This window comes from Bacillus sp. RC242 (assembly GCF_044908245.1).
GTDB lineage: Bacteria > Bacillota > Bacilli > Bacillales > Bacillaceae_G > Bacillus_A > Bacillus_A mycoides.
The window spans coordinates 577,416-596,336 of sequence record NZ_JBIYCZ010000002.1 but is presented as its reverse complement, the minus strand read 5'-3'; the positions used below and the strand labels follow the sequence as shown (position 1 = coordinate 596,336).

19 protein-coding genes are annotated in these 18,921 nt (G+C 35.4%); 17 read left to right on the top strand and 2 right to left on the bottom strand.

The features are described from left to right. The first annotated feature begins 142 nt into the window (after positions 1-142). From ABH957_RS06775 to ABH957_RS06765, 3 genes are read left to right on the top strand one after another with little or no spacing between them, the layout of a single operon-like run. Positions 143-466, top strand: coding sequence for a PadR family transcriptional regulator (locus tag ABH957_RS06775; protein WP_001102616.1), 324 nt, complete (start codon positions 143-145; stop codon positions 464-466). Then, positions 459-1,001: a DUF1700 domain-containing protein gene (locus ABH957_RS06770; protein ID WP_404510800.1), complete on the top strand. Its 543-nt coding sequence runs from the start codon at positions 459-461 to the stop codon at positions 999-1,001. The genes ABH957_RS06775 and ABH957_RS06770 overlap by 8 nt, the downstream gene beginning before the upstream one ends. Further along, complete coding sequence (locus tag ABH957_RS06765) at positions 1,002-1,805, top strand: DUF4097 family beta strand repeat-containing protein (RefSeq protein WP_404456526.1); 804 nt, start codon at positions 1,002-1,004, stop codon at positions 1,803-1,805. A gap of 103 nt (positions 1,806-1,908) precedes the next feature. Here ABH957_RS06765 and lexA read toward each other — a convergent pair whose 3' ends face one another. Continuing rightward, positions 1,909-2,523: a transcriptional repressor LexA gene (gene lexA, locus ABH957_RS06760; protein WP_002087894.1), complete on the bottom strand. Its 615-nt coding sequence runs from the start codon at positions 2,521-2,523 to the stop codon at positions 1,909-1,911. Between the two features lie 141 nt (positions 2,524-2,664). Here lexA and ABH957_RS06755 point away from each other — a divergent pair, with 141 nt between their 5' ends. Next, on the top strand, positions 2,665-3,321 hold the full coding sequence (locus tag ABH957_RS06755; protein WP_002014433.1) for a YneB family resolvase-like protein: 657 nt from the start codon (positions 2,665-2,667) through the stop codon (positions 3,319-3,321). A 45-nt stretch (positions 3,322-3,366) separates the two neighbouring features. After that, entirely contained in the window at positions 3,367-3,606 is a 240-nt protein-coding gene (locus tag ABH957_RS06750) for a DUF896 domain-containing protein (RefSeq protein WP_002014431.1), read from the top strand. A 42-nt stretch (positions 3,607-3,648) separates the two neighbouring features. Here ABH957_RS06750 and ABH957_RS06745 read toward each other — a convergent pair whose 3' ends face one another. After that, positions 3,649-5,232 (bottom strand): bifunctional metallophosphatase/5'-nucleotidase, encoded by a 1,584-nt coding sequence (locus tag ABH957_RS06745; RefSeq protein WP_404510798.1) that lies wholly within the window; start codon positions 5,230-5,232, stop codon positions 3,649-3,651. A gap of 185 nt (positions 5,233-5,417) precedes the next feature. Here ABH957_RS06745 and ABH957_RS06740 point away from each other — a divergent pair, with 185 nt between their 5' ends. The 12 genes from ABH957_RS06740 (at position 5,418) to ABH957_RS06685 (ending at position 18,759) form a co-directional block, all read left to right on the top strand. Further along, a complete protein-coding gene (locus tag ABH957_RS06740; protein ID WP_404443907.1) occupies positions 5,418-6,356 on the top strand; it encodes a phosphate/phosphite/phosphonate ABC transporter substrate-binding protein in 939 nt (312 codons plus the stop codon). A 95-nt stretch (positions 6,357-6,451) separates the two neighbouring features. Beyond that, on the top strand, positions 6,452-7,225 hold the full coding sequence (gene phnC / locus ABH957_RS06735; RefSeq protein ID WP_002033479.1) for a phosphonate ABC transporter ATP-binding protein: 774 nt from the start codon (positions 6,452-6,454) through the stop codon (positions 7,223-7,225). Further along, positions 7,222-8,016: a phosphonate ABC transporter, permease protein PhnE gene (gene phnE, locus ABH957_RS06730; protein ID WP_404510796.1), complete on the top strand. Its 795-nt coding sequence runs from the start codon at positions 7,222-7,224 to the stop codon at positions 8,014-8,016. The genes phnC and phnE (ABH957_RS06730) overlap by 4 nt, the downstream gene beginning before the upstream one ends. Further along, entirely contained in the window at positions 8,016-8,819 is an 804-nt protein-coding gene (gene phnE, locus ABH957_RS06725; RefSeq protein ID WP_002066554.1) for a phosphonate ABC transporter, permease protein PhnE, read from the top strand. Before phnE (ABH957_RS06730) ends, phnE (ABH957_RS06725) begins: the two co-directional genes overlap by 1 nt. 301 nt (positions 8,820-9,120) lie before the next feature. Next, positions 9,121-11,121, top strand: coding sequence for a transketolase (gene tkt / locus ABH957_RS06720; protein WP_002087884.1), 2,001 nt, complete (start codon positions 9,121-9,123; stop codon positions 11,119-11,121). Positions 11,122-11,277: 156 nt separating this feature from the next. Beyond that, positions 11,278-11,718, top strand: a complete 441-nt coding sequence (sirA, locus tag ABH957_RS06715; RefSeq protein ID WP_002014415.1) for a sporulation inhibitor of replication protein SirA — start codon at positions 11,278-11,280, stop codon at positions 11,716-11,718. A gap of 78 nt (positions 11,719-11,796) precedes the next feature. Then, complete coding sequence (locus tag ABH957_RS06710) at positions 11,797-12,018, top strand: YneF family protein (protein WP_001132292.1); 222 nt, start codon at positions 11,797-11,799, stop codon at positions 12,016-12,018. A gap of 124 nt (positions 12,019-12,142) precedes the next feature. Then, positions 12,143-13,894 (top strand): ABC transporter transmembrane domain-containing protein, encoded by a 1,752-nt coding sequence (locus ABH957_RS06705; protein ID WP_404510794.1) that lies wholly within the window; start codon positions 12,143-12,145, stop codon positions 13,892-13,894. Beyond that, positions 13,894-15,657 (top strand): ABC transporter ATP-binding protein, encoded by a 1,764-nt coding sequence (locus tag ABH957_RS06700; protein WP_404510792.1) that lies wholly within the window; start codon positions 13,894-13,896, stop codon positions 15,655-15,657. The genes ABH957_RS06705 and ABH957_RS06700 overlap by 1 nt, the downstream gene beginning before the upstream one ends. A 198-nt stretch (positions 15,658-15,855) precedes the next feature. Next, the gene (locus tag ABH957_RS06695; RefSeq protein ID WP_113936929.1) at positions 15,856-16,902 is read left to right on the top strand and encodes a GH25 family lysozyme; all 1,047 of its coding nucleotides are present in this window, start codon (positions 15,856-15,858) and stop codon (positions 16,900-16,902) included. 140 nt (positions 16,903-17,042) lie between these two features. Beyond that, a complete protein-coding gene (locus ABH957_RS06690) occupies positions 17,043-18,077 on the top strand; it encodes a nuclease-related domain-containing protein (protein ID WP_113936930.1) in 1,035 nt (344 codons plus the stop codon). Positions 18,078-18,189: 112 nt separating this feature from the next. Then, positions 18,190-18,759: a hypothetical protein gene (locus ABH957_RS06685; protein WP_404510790.1), complete on the top strand. Its 570-nt coding sequence runs from the start codon at positions 18,190-18,192 to the stop codon at positions 18,757-18,759. Positions 18,760-18,921: the final 162 nt, after the last annotated feature.

Below are 18,921 nucleotides of genomic sequence, written 5' to 3'. Positions count from 1 at the left end.
TTCGGGCTTTTATATTTGTGTTTTCTAAATTTAGGGAATAAATATAACTCAGTACCTTGCAATAAACAGTATTGAGTAGTATATTGTGGATAAACAGCTACCGTTTATTGAACAGTACTAAAATGAGAAAGGGGGATTGTCCGTGAACGTTCAGTTTAAAAAAGGCGTGTTAGAACTGTGTGTATTGGCACTTGTAAAACGTAAGGATTGTTATGGATATGAACTTGTTCAGCAAATTTCAAATAAATTTTTAATATCGGAAGGTTCTGTATATCCGCTATTACGTCGTTTAACGAAAGAGGAATATTTTCAAACATATTTAAAAGAATCCACGGAAGGACCGCCCCGTAAATATTATCAACTAACAGAGCAAGGAGAGATGCAACTTACTTTATTAGTAACAGAGTGGCGTGATTTTGCTAAAGGTGTTCAAGAAATTATTGAAGGGGTGGAATGGGATGAGTAAAGAGCAGTTTCTTAAAGAATTATCAAGTCATCTTAGAAAGTTACCAGAAGAAGAGCGACAAGATATTTTATTTGATTATGAAGAGCACTTTCAGTTTGGGATGGAAGAGGGGAAAACTGAATCAGAAATAATAAAGGGACTTGGCTCTCCGAAAGTAATTGCGAAAGACTTACTTGCGATGTATCGATTTGATGAAATGAAAAAAAATCCGTCGACTTCAAATGTGACAAGAGCTGTCATGGCAGCGGTTGGACTTAGTTTGTTTAATTTTATTATTGTGTTAGGCCCGTTAGTTGCAATTATAGCTTTTATATTTTCCTTTTGGGTCGGTGGGATTGCTAGTGTAGTGACACCATTTTTCGTTATTGTAAAAGTATTTATGGGCACTTTTATATGGTTGGATCTTTTCGTTAGTATAACGTTTGTCGGAGTAGGTTTGTTGTTATGTATTGTAGCTTATTATAGTACGAAGTGGTTTAAAAGATTATGTGTACGCTATGTAGTCTGGAACTTCAAAATGATAAAAGGGGAGTAGATGATGAAAAAGATATTATTAGTAGCTATCGCTTGTATCATTATTGGAGTAATAGGGATTTCACAAACATATGAAAAAGCAGTACAAACTGCAGAAAAAGGAGATAAAGAGGACGTAATTAAAAACGAAACGCTAAAAAATGTAGAAGTTAAGTTAGATGCTGGAGATATTGTTGTCCAAAAATCTCCTGATTCCTCTTTTTATGTAAAGCAAAAAGGAGACGTAAGTAAACAGGAGATTCGTATTGCTGAAGATGGTGATACATTAAAAATCATAGGGGAAATAGAAAAAGGTGTTTCATTTGATTTTTCATTTTACAATTTCGGATTTCAAACGCCTACATTGACTATATTAGTACCTGAACGTTCTTATCAAGAGATAAAAGTAAATTCATCCGCTGGACAAATAGAAATAAGTAATGTGAAAAGTGACCGCGTAAGTGTTGAAACACTCGCCGGAGAAGTGGATTTGAAACATGTAACAGCAAAGAGTGTGGAGGGGTCTACAAAAGCTGGTGAGGTGAATTTTAAAAAAGTAACAGGGAAAGTAACAGCAAAAACGGCTAGTGGGGATATAGATATTATTGATCATGATTCTAAATATGATTTAGAGGTAAGTTCAACTGCTGGAGATGTAGATATTACTTTATTGGAAAAACCACAAGATGCAGTTATAACTGGGCAAACTGCTGCTGGAGACGTGACAATTTTTAATGAAGACAATAAAAATATAACGATTGGTAGTGGTAGTAAAAAGATTAGCGGTAAAACCGCTGCTGGAGATGTTACTATTGAAACGCGTTAATAATTAATGAAACGCATTCTTTTGAATGAACGGAAATCTATCAAAATATAAAAAGAAGATAATTACCTATATAAATAAGGGAATTATCTTCTTTTTATTATTTTTAATGTAAATCACGATATACGCCAATTACTTTTCCAATAACTGACACTTGTTTTAAAATAATAGGTTCTAGTGAAGAGTTTTCCGGTTGTAGACGGAAATGATCTTTTTCTTTATAGAAACGTTTAACAGTTGCTTCGTTATCTTCTGTTAAAGCAACTACAATTTCACCGTTGTATGCAGACTGTTGTTGGCGAACAACAACTAAATCACCATCAAAGATACCGGCTTCAATCATGCTATCTCCAGAAATGCGTAACATAAACACTTGATCTGCTCCAGCAACGATACTAGCTGGAAGTGGGAAGTGATCTTCTACACTTTCGACTGCTGTAATCGGTAAACCGGCAGTAACTTTTCCGATGATTGGAACTTGAATAACAGATTGTGTTTCCGTTCGGTTGTCACCTAAAATTTCAATTGCGCGTGGTTTTGTTGGATCGCGTCGAATATATCCCTTTTCTTCTAGTCGTGATAAATGTCCGTGCACTGTAGAACTAGAAGCAAGGCCGACTGCTTGACCGATTTCACGTACGGAAGGTGGATATCCTTTTTCTTGTACTTTTAGCTTAATAAAGTCGAGAATGTCTTGCTGGCGTTTCGTTAACTTTTCCATGTTTTCTAACACCTCGTTTTCTTTCATTTTTCTTATTATTAAGTATAACATGCGAAAAAACATTCTACAAACATAAGTTCGAACGAAAGGCAAATTTATGATACACTATAAGGAAAATATAGTGAGAAAGAAGGGTTCAAAATGAATGCAATTATTTATGCACGTGTGAGCACAACAAAAGAAGAACAGGAAACATCATTATTGCGTCAAAAAGATGAATTATTGCATTTAGCTGAGCGCTATCAAATGGATGTTACAAAGGTAATTGAGGAGCAGGCTAGCGGTTATACAATTGAACGTGATGGCATATTAGAAGTGCTAGATACAATTCGAGATGAACAAGTTGATGTACTACTTATACAAGATGAAACGCGTCTTGGTAGAGGAAATGCAAAGATTGCATTAATGCATTGTTTACATAAAGAGGGGATAAAAGTTTATACGCACACGCATAGTGGTGAATTACAGCTTTCAGATTCTGATTCGATGGTGCTAAATATAATTGGGATCGTTGAAGAGTATCAAAGAAAGATCCACAATTTAAAAATTAAACGTGGCATGCAAAGAGCAGTGGAGAAAGGATTTCGTCCAGAAAATAATTTGAAAAATCGTCATTTAAGCGTAGGACGTGAGAAAAAAGAAGTGCCAATTGAGGAAATTGTACGTTTGCGCCGGAATGAATTAACTTTTGAAGAAATTGCAGCAACACTTCGTGGTTTTGGTCATGATGTTTCAAAAGCAACTGTACATCGAAGGTATGTAGAATATACAAAGCAATTGCTTGATAAAGAGGAATAACTATTGTATGATAATAATCAGTTTTGAGTAGAAGGGGGATTCGAGATGCCAAGTCAAGAACTCATTGAACGCATTAACTTCTTAGCGAAAAAAGCAAAAGCTGAAGGCTTAACTGAAGAAGAACAACGTGAGCGCCAATCGCTTCGTGAACAATATTTAAAAGGATTTCGTCAAAATATGTTAAACGAATTAAAAGGAATTAAAGTCGTTAACGAAGAAGGAACGGACGTTACACCGGCGAAATTAAAAGCTTTAAAAAAGCAGGATAATGCAAAATTAAATTAAAAGATGGGCATAGCCCATCTTTTTTTTTATTCGTTAAAATTGTTATTTAATAACTTTCCAGTTTTCATTTTTCGTTGCTTCTATCCTTTTATGCTTCAATATATAGTTAGCGATAAGTTCAGACATATCTGTTGGTATGTCTTTTACTACTGGTTTATTTTGAAACATAAAGAAGTTCCCGCCACCGCTTGCACGATAATTATTCATAACAACGTCATATTCTTCATTTATATTAAGAGGAGCGCCTTTATACTGCAAAGACTCTACTCTCTCTCCAATTGGTTTTGAAATGTTTAATACATACGAAATCCCTTCCCACATATCGTAATTATAGTGTTGTGGTTTTGGTTCTATATAGGTAGGGTTTACGATGATGGTTCCATCTGCTTTTAATGTGAAATAAGAAGCAGAGAGTTCGAGAGCATTTTTTATATCCGCTCCGGTTATTCTAATTACTTTTAATGTATTTGGATAAATATAATTAGAAACGATGTCACGCATTGTTACATGTTTCGGGAAACCTGGAGATGTATTATGAAACAAACTTGTACAAGAAATTGAAACATTAGCTATATCCATCTGTATTTTATTTATGAATTCAATAAAAGGATGGTCTTGCAAACGTGTTTGCATAGCATCGGAAATTTGCATATCCCCATAAATTATTCCAATAGGTTTATCAAGCCAATTTTGTGTTTTCTCTTCATAATTGGCAACCAAGGAAAGAACATCTTGGTCTGCCGCAATTCCTTGTACGGGCAATAACTCTGAATAACTCTCTTTTTTCACCCATTTTTGTTCTGCTTTTTCGAATGTTACTGTTACTTTTCCAACTGAGTGTCCATTGCATCCGGTCTGTAAAATTGTTACACCATTAATCACGGTGTGAGCGATTTCTCGGTGTTGGTGGCCTGTTAGTAAAATATCTATGCCTTCAATTTCATGGCACATTGCATATCCTTGGTTTTCACCTGTTAAAACTTCAGTCGGTACTCCGGTTTGTAAATCACGTTCAAATCCCCCGTGATAGGCTACGACTAGTAAATCTGGTTTTTCATGTTTACGGATGTAAGAAACCCATTTTTTTGTTGTTTCAAATGCATCTTCAAATTGTAAATCTTTAATATGATGTGCTTGTTCCCAATGGGGGATGTAATGCGTTGTCACCCCTAAAATAGCAATTTTTATATTTGATTCAATATGTTTTATTATATATGGTTTTCCGAAATAAGGTTCTTTTCTGTTTTTATCTAAAATGTTTGCTGATAGATAAGGGGAATTTGCAGTAGTCACAGCATTATTTAATATATCCATTCCGTAATTAAATTCATGATTTCCGATAATTGCAATGTCATACTCTAAGTAGTTGGCTAATAAGGACATTGGGTTTTCCATATCTTTTTCGTATGTAGCGTAATGATAAGTAAATGGTGTTCCTTGAATGAAGTCCCCGTTATCAATCAGAAGAACGTTTGCATTTTGAGAACGTTCTTTTTTTATGAGAGTAGAAATTTTAGCTAAACCAATTTCTGCTTTGGAGTTATCTTGGTAGTGAATTGGATACACAGTACCATGTACATCGCTTGTTAATAAAATATTTAAAGTTACAATTTGATTTTGATTCAACGCCATTCACCTTTTCTATAGTTATCTTTCAATTAATCATATCAAATATATGAAAAGAATTTTAATGTGAATGTATAGAATGTGTAAAGATTCTGTAAATAAGCAATTATTTGTAAAAATATGTGATATATTTCTTCATGTTTATGGAAGGTTATTTTATAACAACGAAAAATGGAGGCATTAACATGTTGAAAAAAGTTTTTGCAATGAGTACAACAGTTGTACTAGCAGCGGGATTATTAAGTGGATGTGGAACGAAGGAATCAAGTGCAAGTAAAAATGAAGATACGAAAAAAGGTTATGTACCGAAGACACTAAATGTTCAATTTGTTCCTTCTCAAAATGCAGATACGTTAGAGGCGAAGGCAAAACCATTGGAAAAGCTATTAAGTGATAAATTAAACATTCCGGTAAAAGTTAGTATTTCAACGAATTACAATACAATTGTAGAAGCGATGGCATCTAAGCAAGTAGATGTAGGCTTTTTACCTCCAACAGCGTATGTGTTAGCGCATGAGAAAAAGGCTGCAAACGTAATTTTACAGGCGCAACGTTTTGGGGTAGATGATGAAACTGGAGCTCCCACAAAGGATTTAGTAGATGTTTATAAATCAGAGTTTGTTGTTAAGAAAGATTCTAATATTAATAGTGTAAAAGATTTAAAAGGTAAAAAAATTGGCTATCAAGATGTAACATCATCAGCGGGTTATGTATGGCCTGCGGCTGTATTGTTAAAAGAGGGAATCGATCCGCTAAAGGATGTGAAACCTGTTACATTAAAAGGTCATGATCAGTCACTTATTGCTCTTTTAAATGGTGATGTAGATGCAGCTGTTGTATTCCAAGATGCTCGTAATATTGTAAAAAAAGATTATCCGAATATATTCGATCAAACGAAAATAGTAAAATTTACGGAGAAAATTCCAAACGATACGATTTCTGTACGTTCTGATTTAGATGCAGAGTGGAGCAAGAAATTACAGGATGCTTTCATTGAAATAGGAAAGAATGAGGGAGGGCACAAAATCATTAAAGAAGTATACTCACATGAAGGATACGTTAAATCTGATGATAGTAAATTTGATATCGTTCGTGAATATGGAAAGAAAGTGAAAACGCAATAATACATATGGAAATGGCGACTAACTGGAAAGTGTGTGATTTCAGTTAGTTTGCCGTTTTTCAGTTATTGATAATACATAGAAGGTAGGTAAGATGTGTGATAGAGTTTCGAAATGTTTCCAAAGTGTATCCGAATGGTACAAAAGGATTGAATAATATAAACTTGAAAATTCAAAAAGGTGAGTTTGTTGTAATGGTCGGGCTATCCGGTGCTGGAAAATCAACACTTCTTAGATCGGTAAATCGCCTTCATGAAATCACAGAAGGAGAAATCATTATTGAAGGGGAGTCTATTACTGCTGCAAAAGGAAAAGGATTACGACGCATGCGCCGAGATATTGGTATGATTTTTCAAAGCTTTAACCTTGTGAAGCGATCAACGGTACTGAAGAATGTATTAGCTGGGCGGGTTGGATATCATTCTACATTGCGTACAACGTTAGGTCTGTTTCCGAAAGAGGATGTGGAGCTTGCATTCCAGGCGCTGAATAGAGTGAATATCTCAGAAAAAGCATATGCACGAGCTGATGAATTATCAGGGGGACAACAGCAACGTGTATCAATTGCTAGAGCATTGGCACAAGAAGCGAAAATCATATTGGCAGATGAGCCTGTTGCTTCGTTAGATCCTCTGACAACAAAGCAAGTAATGGATGATTTGAAGAAAATTAATGAAGATTTTGGAATTACGACAATTGTAAACTTACATTCTATTGATTTAGCGAGGCAATATGCTACTCGTATTATTGGATTACATGCTGGTGAAATTGTTTTTGATGGATTAGTAGAAGAGGCAACGGATGAAAAATTCGCTGAAATTTATGGGGACGTAGCTCAGAAAAGCGCATTATTAGAGGTGGCAGCTAAATGAATGAAGTGACGATATATTCGAAATCGATACCGAAGCCGCCGAGTAAATTGAAACATATGTTAACGGTTATTTTAGTTATTTTACTGTTGTGGGGTAGTAGTGTACAGGTCGACGCATCATTTTCAAAACTAGTAGTTGGTTTTCCGAATATGATGGATTTATTGAAGGAAATGGTGCCACCAGATTGGAGTTATTTTCAAATTATTACAACAGCAATGTTAGATACAATACGTATGGCGATTATTGGAACGACTTTAGGGGCGATTTTAGCCATTCCACTTGCACTATTTGCGGCAAGTAACGTATTTACTAGTGTATTTTTGTACAGTCCAGCTCGATTGATTTTAAATTTTATACGAACAATACCAGATTTATTATTAGCGGCTATTTTTGTAGCGATTTTTGGAATAGGACCACTTCCAGGTATTTTGGCTCTTACTTGTTTCTCCGTTGGACTCGTAGCGAAATTATTGTATGAGTCAATTGAATCAATTGATCCAGGTCCATTAGAAACGATGACAGCTGTAGGAGCGAATAAGGTGCAATGGATAGTTTATGGGGTCATTCCGCAAGTGAAAGCGCACTTCGTCTCCTATGTACTTTATACATTTGAGGTGAATGTACGTGCAGCAGCTGTTCTAGGTTTAGTAGGAGCAGGTGGGATTGGATTATATTATGATCGTACACTTGGATTTTTACAATATCAACAAACTGCTTCTATTATTATTTATACCCTTGTTGTTGTATTGCTAATTGATTATATAAGTACAGCGTTGCGGGGGAAATTATAATGAGTAAAACGACAATAATCGTACCAAAACCGAAGAAACCGAGTATATATCGCTGGATTATTTTTATAGCACTTACAGTTATATATGTATGGGCCTTTTCAGGAGTCCCGTTAGAGGGAATAAAGAATACGGCGGGAGAAATTACAAAAGCAATTATGACAGGCGTATTGAACCCAGATTGGTCGTATGTATCTTTGCCAGATGGTGAAGATTTATTACACGGTTTAATTGATACGTTGGCAATTGCGATATTAGGTACATTTATTTCTGCTTTTTTATCTGTTCCATTTGCTTTTTGGGCGGCAACAAATATGAGTAGTGGAAAATTAACTTCAGGAACTGGGAAATTTGTACTTAGTTTTGTTCGTACATTTCCTGAATTAGTTATGGCTCTTTTATTTATAAAAGCTGTTGGTCCAGGCTCTTTTGCCGGAGTTCTAGCTTTAGGGTTACACTCTATCGGAATGTTAGGGAAACTATATTCGGAAGGAATTGAAAATATAGATAAGGGACCGACGGAAGCGTTAATAGCAACGGGTGCAAATCGGTTTCAAATACTTTGGTATGCCGTATTACCACAAGTGTTACCGGATTTTCTATCGTATACGTTATACAGGTTTGAAATTAATGTACGATCCGCTGCGATTTTAGGTGTTATTGGAGCAGGTGGTATTGGTACGCCATTAATTTTTGCACTTAGTTCACGTAATTGGTCTCGTGTGGGAATTATTTTATTAGGTATCATTTTAATGGTAATTATAATTGATTTTATTTCAAGTTCTATTCGTAAGCGGATTATTTAATTTGTTTTAAAAGCATCTAATTCAGATGCTTTTTTGTATTTTTAAAGGTTATCAAAAGGGAGATATATCAGAAATTAGTATATTTGCATAAAAATACAGATAATTATATTTATTTTTAAAATAAAAACAATTAAAAAGTATGTCATATTGAATGCCCATACATTCCCTGAATCACTGTGTTTTTTATGAAAAATCAAAAAAACATCAACATATTTGTCGATACATGTTGTATAATCTTGCGTGGGAAGCTATCATATAAATGTATAAAACGTTTACTAACATACGCGAAGGGAAGAATAGCATGTCACATTCAATCGAACAACTTTCTATCAACACGATTCGCACATTATCCATTGATGCGATTGAAAAAGCAAACTCTGGTCACCCAGGAATGCCAATGGGTGCAGCACCAATGGCTTATACATTATGGACTCAATTTATGAAACACAATCCAAATAACCCAACGTGGTTTAACCGCGATCGTTTCGTATTATCTGCAGGTCATGGCTCAATGTTACTATACAGTCTACTTCATCTATCTGGTTATGACTTAACAATGGATGATTTAAAGAACTTCCGTCAATGGGGAAGCAAAACTCCAGGACATCCTGAGTATGGTCACACAGCAGGTGTAGACTCAACAACTGGTCCACTTGGACAAGGTATTGCAACTGCTGTAGGTATGGCAATGGCTGAAAGACATTTAGCGGCTAAATACAACCGTGATGCGTATAATGTAGTAGACCATCATACATACGCTATTTGTGGTGATGGAGATTTAATGGAAGGCGTTTCTGCTGAAGCATCTTCATTAGCTGCTCATTTACAATTAGGTCGTCTTGTTGTACTTTACGATTCAAACGATATTTCATTAGATGGCGATTTAAATCGTTCATTCTCTGAAAGTGTAGAAGATCGTTACAAAGCATACGGATGGCAAGTAATCCGTGTTGAGGATGGAAATGATATTGAAGCAATCGCAAAAGCAATTGAAGAAGCGAAAGCTGACGAAAAACGCCCAACGCTAATTGAAGTAAGAACGACAATTGGTTTCGGTTCTCCAAACAAATCAGGAAAATCAGCTTCACATGGTTCTCCACTTGGTGTAGACGAAACAAAATTAACGAAAGAAGCATACGCTTGGACTGCTGAACAAGACTTCCATGTAGCAGAAGAAGTATATGACAACTTCCGTAAAACAGTACAAGATGTTGGTGAAACGACGCAAGCTGCGTGGAACACGATGCTCGGTGAATATGCACAAGCATATCCAGAATTAGCAAACGAACTGCAAGCAGCAATGAACGGTCTTCTTCCAGAAGGTTGGGAACAAAGCTTACCAACTTATGAATTAGGATCAAAAGCAGCAACACGTAATTCTTCAGGTGCTGTAATTAATGCAATTGCAGAGTCTGTACCATCATTCTTCGGTGGATCTGCTGACCTTGCTGGTTCTAACAAAACATACATGAATAACGAAAAAGACTTTACAAGAGCTGATTACAGCGGAAAAAACATTTGGTACGGTGTACGTGAGTTCGCAATGGGTGCAGCAATGAACGGTATCGCACTTCATGGCGGTTTAAAAACTTACGGTGGTACGTTCTTCGTATTCTCTGACTACTTACGTCCAGCAATTCGTCTTGCAGCATTAATGCAATTGCCTGTAACGTATGTATTTACACATGACAGTATTGCTGTTGGTGAAGATGGTCCAACACATGAACCAGTTGAGCAATTAGCAGCGCTTCGTGCAATGCCAAATGTATCTGTTATTCGTCCAGCAGACGGTAACGAATCAGTTGCAGCTTGGAGACTAGCTCTAGAATCTACAAAAACACCAACTGCATTAGTGTTAACTCGTCAAGATCTTCCAACATTAGAAGGTGCAAAAGACGATACTTATGAAAAAGTAGCAAAAGGTGCATATGTAGTTTCTGCAAGCAAGAAAGAAACTTCTGATGTAATCTTAATTGCAACTGGATCTGAAGTAAGCTTAGCAATCGAAGCGCAAAAAGCTCTAGCAGCAGACGGCGTTGATGCAGCTGTTGTTAGCATGCCATCTATGGATCGCTTCGAAGCTCAAACTGCTGAGTACAAAGAATCTGTACTACCAAAAGCAGTAACGAAACGTTTCGCAATTGAAATGGGTGCTACATTCGGATGGCACCGTTACGTAGGCCTTGATGGAGATGTACTAGGTATCGACACATTCGGTGCTTCTGCTCCTGGTGAGAAGATTATGGAAGAGTATGGATTTACTGTAGAGAACGTTGTTCGTAAAGTAAAAGAAATGCTTTAATGATTTTAGAAAAATCTCTCCAGCATGGGGAGATTTTTCTATGTAATTGAGTTTTTTCGACAGGAAAAGTTTTTTCTCTCTCCGTAGTCAGACAATCATTGCAAATCTTCTCTTATATAATGTAGGGAAAAGGTTGTCCAGATCGGGAGGGGAAAAATGAAAACGTATGAATTGTATTTAATTCAAGAGGATATTGCGAAAGCTTACTTTGGTCGTGAATATTTGTTTTTTGATTTATTTGCTCGATTTTCAGAATCTGGGTTCCTTTCGGAGAAGAAAGTATTATATAAACAAATGACGTATATTACGATGCCGTTACAAGTAATGAAAATTCATCATAAATTAGAACAAGCTTTGCGTGTTCTTGGTAAATATGAAAGAACAAATCATACTCATACGCTTTATACAGGAGCCGAATACGGAGAAATAATGGTGAAACCACAATATATTCGAATAAATACTTCTGGAAATGTATCCATGGAAACAACTTTCTTTGAGGTGCTTAGAAAGTGTGAGTTAACATTTTTAGCGATGGATTATGAAAATAAAAAGTACGGTTGGTTAAATCCGCTCAAACAAGTACGAACATATGTGTAAAAAATGTCGAATAGTATCTTGTCTTATTGAAAAGGTTTTAGTACACTGTAAGGTAGACAACATGAAGGAGGAAAAGATATGCCAATGTGGTTAGGTATTCTAGTGGGCGTAGTAGCACTAGTAGCAGGCGTGGCGTTAGGATTTTTCATTGCCCGCAAATACATGATGAATTACTTACAAAAAAATCCACCAATTAACGAACAAATGTTAAAAATGATGATGATGCAAATGGGACAAAAACCTTCCCAAAAGAAAATCAATCAAATGATGAGCGCGATGAACAAGCAACAAACAAAATAAGCGCCAAAGGGCACTCTTACCGAGTGCCCTTTTCTTTTGGTTATAAAACATATTTAAAACTTTTAAATATTCTGTATTTTTGTTACACTGAAAACATCGCTCATTTTAAGGGAGGAGGATAAATATGAAAGTGTTTTTTAATTTAGCTTGGTTTTTTAAGCAAGAAAAACGAGCGTACATAATCGGAATTATTATGTTATTTGGTGTCGCGCTTCTTGAACTTGTAGCGCCAAGAGTACTAGGGATTGTAGTAGATGAAATTAATAGTGGAACATTAACGTCTGAAAAATTGTTGAACTGGGTTATTCTATTAGTAGTTGTAGGAATTATGATGTATATATTACGTTACTTATGGCGTATTATGATTTTTGGATCTTCTTTAAAACTAGCTCGTCAACTGCGAAAGAATCTATATGAACATTTTACTAAGATGAGCCCATCCTTTTATCAATCACGTCGCACAGGCGATTTGATGGCACATGCGACAAATGATATTCAGGCGATTCAGCAAACTGCGGGGGCAGGTGTTTTAACACTCGTTGATTCATTAGCTGTTGGAGGATGTGTACTCGTAGCGATGGGATTTACAATTAGTTGGAAGTTAACGTTATTAAGTTTAATTCCGATGCCAATTGTAGCTATTTCTACAAATTATTATGGAACTTTATTGCATAGAAGATTTCATAAGGCACAGCAATCGTTTTCTGAAATCAATGATAAAGTACAAGAAAGTATGAGTGGGATGAAGGTAATTCGCTCACTTGGACAAGAGAAAGAGGATTTGCAATCGTTTCAGAAGAAATCGGAAGATGTCGTACATAAAAATATGCTAGTCGCACGTATTGACTCGTTATTCGATCCAACGATTGCTCTAATTGTCGGATTTTCATTTTTAATCGCAATTTGTTACGGATCATTATTAGTCGTACGGGGCGAATTAACTGTAGGGGAATTAGTAACATTTACAACGTACTTAGGGACACTTGTATGGCCAATGTTAGCTTTTGGATGGCTATTTAATATTATGGAGCGTGGACGTGCTTCGTATGATCGTGTGGAGAAAATACTTTCACAAACTTCAGATGTAGTGAATAAGGAAAATGCTATACATACTATAGCAAGTGGTGATGTTTCGTTTGCTGTTGATTCGTTTTCTTATAAAAAGAATGAACTATTAAACTTAAAAGATATTTACTTTAACTTAAGAAAAGGTGAAACGTTAGGAGTTGTAGGGCGTACTGGTGCAGGGAAGACGACGTTATTAAAATGTTTAATTCGTGAGTATGACCACTTTAATGGTGAATTAAAAGTTGGTGAGCGGGATATTCGAGATTTAACACTTCACGGTGTACGCTCTGCAATTTCATACGTACCGCAAGATCATTTTTTATTTTCAGCGAGTATTGGGGAGAACATTGCTTTTGGAAAGGCCGATGCTACATATAAAGAAATTAGCAGGGCTGCTGAGATTGCTTGTATTCATAATGATATTATTCAATTTTCGGAAGGATATGAAACGGTAGTAGGAGAAAGAGGGGTTTCGCTATCAGGAGGCCAAAAACAGCGGATTTCAATTGCACGTGCGTTATTAACGAATGCTGAAATTTTAATTTTAGATGATTGTTTATCAGCTGTAGATGCAAAAACAGAAGAAACTATTTTAACTGCATTGAAACGAGAAAGAGCAGAAAAAACGACGATTATTACTGCGCACCGTTTAAGTGCGATTCAGCATGCAAATCTTATTCTTGTTATTGATGAAGGTAAGGTTATGCAGCGAGGAACACATGAACAACTAATGAACGAAAATGGTTGGTATAAGGAAATGTATGAAAGCCAGCAGTTAGAGGCGTTGGTGGAGAAAGGAGGCGTATGATGGCTGAGAAAAAGCGGAGTGATTTAAGGCGATTGCTTTCTTATATGAGACCATATAAAAGGTTATTAGCGTTAGCATTTTTATTTCTAGTTGGTGCAACTGTAACTGAAATGATGGGTCCTTTTTTAATTAAACAATTTCTTGATGAACACTTAGTACCACGTAACTTTGAACAATCAGCACTTGTAACCCTATTTGTAGTGTATATTATTGCTCATTTATTAAAAGTATTATTTACTTATTTAGACTTATTGTACTTTCAAAATATCGCTTTTAAGATTGTCCAAGATATGCGAGTTGAAGTGTATGAACATGTTCAAAAATTGTCATTAAGCTTCTTTGATCGTACGCCGATTGGTACGCTCGTATCTCGCATAACGAATGATACAGAAGCGATTAAGGATTTTTATGTTAGTGTACTATCAACATTCGTGAAAAATGTAGTCTTTTTAGTAGGGATTTTAGTAGCGATGTTTTTATTAGATGTAAAATTAGCGCTATTTTCGCTCATATTAATTCCGATAATGTTTGCAATTATGGTGTTGTATCAACGGAAAAGTGCAGCTTTTTATTTAGAGGTACGTAATCAGCTGAGTATATTAAATGCAAAGTTAAATGAGTCCATTCAAGGTATGAATATTGTTCAGGTGTTCCGGCAAGAAAAGCGGATGAGAAAAGAATTTGAAGAAGTGAACAATAAACATTTTAGTGCTGGACGTCGTACATTGAAATTAGATGCATTACTTTTACGTCCAGCAACAGATCTTGTTCATATTGTAGCAATTGCGTTAGTACTTGGTTTATTCGGAATCGATGCTTTAAAGAGTCCTGTTGAAGTAGGGGTTTTATATGCTTTCGTTAACTATATTCATCGTTTCTTCCAGCCGGTAAATGAGATGATGATGAAACTATCTTTCTTCCAACAAGCGCTTGTTTCATCATCGCGTGTATTTCATTTAATGGATGATAAAGATTTAGCTCCTGTTCAAATGGGGAGTGAACAGCCAGGAATAGCTAATGGGGAAATTCAGTTTAAAGATGTTACTTTTTCATATGATGGAAAGCGTGACGTTTTAAAAAATGTATCTTTTCACGTAAAGCCAGGGCAAACGGTTGCTTTCGTAGGGCATACTGGTAGCGGAAAGAGTACGATTATGAATTTATTAATGAGATTTTACAATATTAAATCAGGAAATATTGTAATAGACGGAGTAGATTTAGAGAAGTTTGAAGAACAAGAAATTCGAAAGAAAATTGGTCTTGTGCTGCAAGATGCATTTTTATTTGCTGGAAATGTAAAGCAAAACATTCGTATGTATAATGAAGAGATTACGGATGAAGAGATAGAGGAAGCAGCGCGATTTGTGCAAGCGAATACGTTTATTGAAAAATTACCAGAGCAGTATGATACAGAAGTAGTCGAAAGAGGAGCTGCATTTTCTAGTGGTCAAAGGCAATTAATTGCTTTTGCTAGAACGATAGCAACTAATCCGAAAGTATTAGTGTTAGATGAAGCGACGGCAAATATTGATACAGAAACAGAGGAGGCTATCCAAACGGCATTGCAGCAAATGCGAAAAGGCAGAACAACGATAGCGATTGCGCACAGATTGTCTACAATCCAAGATGCGGATCAAATATTTGTTATGCATGAAGGGGAAATTGTAGAAAGCGGAACACATCAAGAGTTACTTAGTGAACAAGGACTTTACTACAATATGTACTTACTACAAAATAAAGGGAGTTTGCAAAAGGCTTTGTAATTACAAGGCCTTTTTTGCGGTGTTAAAAGTGTATTAATGGAGTTTTTGGTGAAGGGTGGTTTCAATTTCACTTTTTTCTTAAACAACTCGACAAAATAAATGTATTAGAACTTTATTACTATAGCATAAAAGTCGTGTCCACTAACTGAAGTTGTACATATTGTATACGGAATAAAAAAATTTGATAGGAGCTTTTATATGCAAAATAGATCCAGTTCAAATGTTACGTTTATCGATGTGTCTCATTGGGAAGGAAACATCGATTGGAATGCTGTGAAGTCATCTGGTATTCCAGCGGCGTATGCAAAAGCGACGGAAGGTGTGAACTATATTGACCCTACTTTCGTTCAAAATGTACAAGCTGCGAGAAATGCGAATGTATTAATTGGTGCATATCATTTTGCGCACCCAGAACAAAATGATGCCATTTCAGAAGCGAAATATTTTGTGAATATATTACAGAGTAATCAGACGGACTTAATTCCTGTTTTAGATTTAGAATCGCCAACGGATACTAGCAATAGTAGTTTAACGGGTGCGACTATATCGAATTGGGCAAGAAGTTTCGTAAATTATGTGAAACAAGCTACTGGGAAAAATGTAATGTTATATACAGGAGTTTGGTATATTAATGAATTTGGAATTAGCGGATTAAGTGACATTCCACTATGGATTTCCAGATATTCTAGTATACCGCCTGCTGATGCTGGTGGATGGACAGAGTGGACAGCATGGCAGTACACAGATTCTGGGCAAATTTCAGGTGTAGGAAATTGTGATGTATCAGCAGCTGTTTCATTAGAAGCTTTACAAGGAAATGGAGCAAGTGGTGGAGGTAATGTTCCCACGCCTAATAATGCGACTCCAGTATACGGAGTTGCTGTAATTAATGGAGATAATGTGAATTTACGAAGTGGACCATCTATACAGTCTAGTGTAATTCGCCAATTGAATCGTGGCGAATCGTATGAAGTTTGGGGAGAACAAGATGGATGGCTTTGTTTAGGGACAAATCAGTGGGTATATAATGATTCAAGTTATATTCAGTACAAACATTATGTGGCAACTATTACTGGCGATAATGTGAATCTGCGAGACGCTCCATCATTAAACGGGAATGTTATAAGACAGTTACATCATGGTGAATCATATCGAGTATGGAGTAAGCAAAATGGATGGCTTTGCTTAGGGACAAATCAGTGGGTATATAATGATTCAAGTTATATTCAGTATGGTGTACAATAAAGTGAACTTAAAAGGTATCTCGACTGAGGTGCCTTTTATTAAAAATATATAATTTTTACAAAGTGTATATTGAAAGCATAGTATAATATAATGGATATATTTATAAAAAATAATCGAAAATGAAATAAAGGAGTAGAAGTATGGATTATGTGCTAATAGGTGGGATTTTAATATTATTAGCTGCAGTGTTTGTACTGTTTTATAAAAATAAACAGTTAGAATCAGAGAGTCAGCAAGTAGAATTTGAAAAGAAACAAGCGATTGAAACGTATGAAAGTGAAATTGCAGCTACGATTACAGATCATAAAGAACAACAAAGTACTTTAAAGAATATGGAACAGAAAAAATATAATGATTTACAAGTTAGTACAGCTAGAGAACTTGAAAATATGCGTATGATGAAAAATCAACTGGCTGTTCAACATAGTAAAGAACGTAGTGAAATGCAAGATAAGCATAGTAATGAACTACATATGTTTCAAAATTTAATTGCGGATTTACGAGAGTATACCAAAAACGGTGCTGAAGTGAATGCGCATGAAACATTACATTATATGAAACGAGGTTTTGTTGAGCAAGGAATTATACTAGAAGATGAATTTCATATTATGCCGAACGTTTTTATGATACGCAATAAATCTAGACATAAACGTGACATAAACGAAAATCGAATCCATCACCTCATTTTATGTAAAACTGGTATTTATCTACTTGAGACGAAAAAATGGACAGGGAAATTAATCCATGGCTTAACGAGAGAAAATGCAGGTATATATTCATTTATGATTGAGGAAATTGGCAAGCATCAACATGAAATTGAAAAAGAAGAGACATTTGAATTTATTACGGATGGAACGTCATTAACTTTGCAAGTAAGAAATGAAGGGAATCCAGCGTATAAAGCGAAAATATTATCTCAAACTTTATATAATTGTTTGGAAGAAATGCAAATAGATATTGTAAAGGAAAAAATAAAACCGATTGTATATTTTGAAAATGAGAATGGAAAAGAAGTTATTGATCTTTCTAATGAAGAATTGCCGAGATTTAAAGATAGAGAGCAAATTGTAACGTTTTTCAGAAATGAAGTTTTAACAAGTAAAGTAATATATACAGCACAAGAACTAAGAAAGATTAGAGATATGATTGGTCAGATGAATTATGTCGCGAAGTAAAACTTTAATCAGTAGGGTTTTATGGGCATCCCGGCTCCTACCCTGTACAGCCGAATTTTGAGGTGGGAGTATAACTGTTTGCAAATAGCGGGATAAAGAAGGTGTTATTTGGATGGAGAAAGGTAAAAGCTCTATATTGTGGGGAATATTGTACATTTATTTTTGTTTGTATATATTAATGTATCTTGTGTTTATCTTTGTTATCGATATGGTTCATGTGCCATTGAGTGTAATGAGTATGTTTGTGGTAGTAATGCCTTTTATTTTATTAGTTATTATTCAAAAGTTTATATTACATGTATCAGCAAGACGTGATAAAGATAAGAAACAACTGTTCACTGTAATGATGGTTGCTCTCATTCCATTGATAGTATGCACTGTACAATTAAGTGTAAATAAATATACTTCAAACTTTAATCAGGATCGGTGGTTAAATTATGAAGAAAAACGAGTACATATGGTAGATGACCTATTACAGCAGCATAAATTGATAGGGAAATCAAACGAGGAAATCATAAAATTGTTAGGGGCCCCTACGAAAACAAGCAGTTTGGAAACGGGAATTACTACACTATACTATCTTGGGAATGAACGTAGTTTCATTCCTATAGATAGTGAATGTCTTATTTTGCAATTTGATAAAGATGTTAGAGTTATAGAGTATAAGGTACAACGAGATTGAAATAGTGAGAGGAGAAGCTATATCTTTTATAGCTTCTTTTCTATATTCCAATATAGAAAAAGTAGGCAAATAGTAGTCATTCCTATCTATACGAATGAGATAGAGTTTGTTATATTGTAAAGGGTTATTTAGTTTAGAAGTTTGCTAGATAGTCTTAAATAT